Consider the following 2,097-nt stretch of genomic DNA (forward strand, 5'->3'; position numbering starts at 1 on the left):
ACCGCCTCAGCCGACAGGGCAGACGATCTTCACCATGGACACCCGCCGCCGACCAGCGCGAGCACGGCAACTCGCCCGCACACCAGCCCACCTCACCTGCACGTTTCACGATGCACAGTGCTCAATGACGGGTACTGGCGACGGCAGGGGCGCTGTTCTGCGGGTTGCGCAGCGTGTCGCCAGCCTTGAGTGCGCTCGCCTTCTTCCATGTCCGGTCGGATTCGGACCAGTAGGGGTGGTGGCTGGTCGAGGTAAGCGCGGATCCGTCGGTGAGGGTGACCTCGGTGAAGTCCCGGTCGTCGGGAGTGTGGATGGTCCGAGTGACCTGCCGGGGCAGTTTCACCAGTGACTGGGTCGGTGGCGGTGACGAGGTCGCCGGTCCTGATTTGTTCGATCGAGCGGCTCGTGCCGTCGGCCATGAGGACCTTGGTGCCTGCGGGGAAGCTGTGCGCTGCTCCGGCCAGACAGCTCACGGAGCGGCGGGCGGCACGTAGGCCCCTGATGGCGTCGAGGCCGTCGTCGAGCTTGGTGACGAGCTTGAGCTTGCCCCACGGGATGATGCCGATGGCGGCCATGACGCAGTCGAAGCCTGTGGGGTTCTCGACGCAGCCCTTGATGTCGTTCAGGCCCATGACCTCGGGGCCGGGCAGGCTCGAAACACCACTTGATCACCGACGGGCACGGCACCCCGCTCGCGGTCCTGCTGACCGGCGGCAACCGCAACGACGTCATCCAACTCCTGCCACTGCTCGACGCGATCCCGCCGGTCCGCGGCCGCATCGGCCGTCCTCGCCGTGAGCCGGACTCGCTGTTCGCCGACCGCGGCTACGACCACGACGTCTACCGCGACCAGGTCCGCGCTCGTGGCATCGTTCCGGCCATCTCCGGACGCGGAACCCGGCACGGCACCGGGCTGGGAACCTACCGGTAGGTGGTCGAACGGGCCTTTGCCTGGCTGCACGGCTTCCGATGCCTTCGCATCCGTTGGGAACGTGGGCCCGACATCCACGAGGCGTTCCTGAAACTCGCCTGCTTCCTCATTACTCACCGGCAGATCCAGTCCCTGTGCTGGCTGATATCAGAGGGTGTGAAGTCCGTTTCTGATATTGGCCGCGTCCGGGTTGTTCGAGGAGTCCTTGACGGGCGAGTCGTCCCTGGCGGGAGCGAGTGACGTCGGTCGAGGGCTCGGCGGTGGGCAGGCCGAGGTGTTCGTGCAGATCACGGACGCGGAACACGGTCCCGGGGTGCTCGTTGAAGGCGGTCACGATGCGCTGGTAGACGGTCGCGCTCTCCGCGGGAGCCGGTTCGTGGCCGGGCGTGGCGAGGCCGTCGACGACCTTGCGGGTGGCGGCCAGTTCGGTCAGGCGGGCCTGGTCTCGGCGAGGGCAGTGGTGAGGTGCTCGATCTGTCCGCGCAGGTTGCCGGCGCGGGCGGCGGTCTCGTCGTGCTCGGCTTGCAGCAGGCGCAGGAGTTCGCTGACGTTCACGCGGCCAGCTCCACGTCGTCCCGCCAAGCGGAAGTATGGGGGGTGAGGCGGCGGAGCATGCCGGCGGTGGAGGCCCAGTAGATGCGGGAGGCGGCATTGTCGGGCCGGTGGTCGTGGTCACGGGCGAGACGCCGATGAAGCATGCGGGTGGCGTTGACCTGCTCGACCCGCCATCGGACGGGCTGTGGGGCGATGCCTTTGCCCTCGTCGGCGAGGTTGCGCCGGACCACCTCGGCGGATGCCGTTCACTGCGCCATGGATGATCACGGCGTCCTTGGAACCCTGGTCGACCAGGGCCTTGTCCAGGCGCGGCCCGCATCGTTCGGCCGCCTGGTCCAGCAGGGCGATGCCGGCCTCGTTGTCGTGTGTCAACGGCCATGTAGTGCTCCCCGTAGGCGGCCAGTAGTTCTCCCTGCTGGCGGCCGGTTAGAGGTCCCCGCTGGCGGCCAGATGTCTCCCCGCCAGAGGTTGGTGTGGATCAGCTTGAAGTTTCCCCGTGATCTTGGACACTCGTTCGTTATGCCGCGAGGGCGTGTTGATGTCGCTGTCTGGTCTCGGCCGGTGTGAGGTAGCCGAAGATCTTGTGCTTGCGCAGGCGACGGCGGTTGTAG

The 2,097-nt window shown here is 67.5% G+C and carries 3 protein-coding genes and 1 pseudogene; 1 reads left to right on the top strand and 3 read right to left on the bottom strand.

Annotation, left to right across the window (positions count from 1 at the left end; genetic code table 11):
• Window positions 1–92: 92 nt before the first annotated feature.
• Entirely contained in the window at window positions 93–632 is a 540-nt protein-coding gene (locus MTQ10_RS29980) for a hypothetical protein (RefSeq protein WP_247473688.1), read from the bottom strand.
• 5 nt (window positions 633–637) lie between these two features.
• Between MTQ10_RS29980 and MTQ10_RS29985 the strand changes: the two are divergent.
• Window positions 638–1,072 (top strand): annotated as a pseudogene (locus tag MTQ10_RS29985) (IS5 family transposase); the annotation flags it as partial.
• Between the two features lie 288 nt (window positions 1,073–1,360).
• Here the strand turns inward: MTQ10_RS29985 and MTQ10_RS31390 are convergent.
• Together MTQ10_RS31390 and MTQ10_RS29990 are read right to left on the bottom strand one after the other, a co-directional pair.
• A complete protein-coding gene (locus MTQ10_RS31390; protein WP_282612751.1) occupies window positions 1,361–1,486 on the bottom strand; it encodes a hypothetical protein in 126 nt (41 codons plus the stop codon).
• Window positions 1,483–1,716, bottom strand: coding sequence for a hypothetical protein (locus MTQ10_RS29990; protein WP_247473690.1), 234 nt, complete (start codon window positions 1,714–1,716; stop codon window positions 1,483–1,485). The genes MTQ10_RS31390 and MTQ10_RS29990 overlap by 4 nt, the downstream gene beginning before the upstream one ends.
• Window positions 1,717–2,097: the final 381 nt, after the last annotated feature.

This window comes from Streptomyces sp. XM83C (assembly GCF_023072675.1).
Lineage (GTDB): Bacteria > Actinomycetota > Actinomycetes > Streptomycetales > Streptomycetaceae > Streptomyces > Streptomyces thermocoprophilus.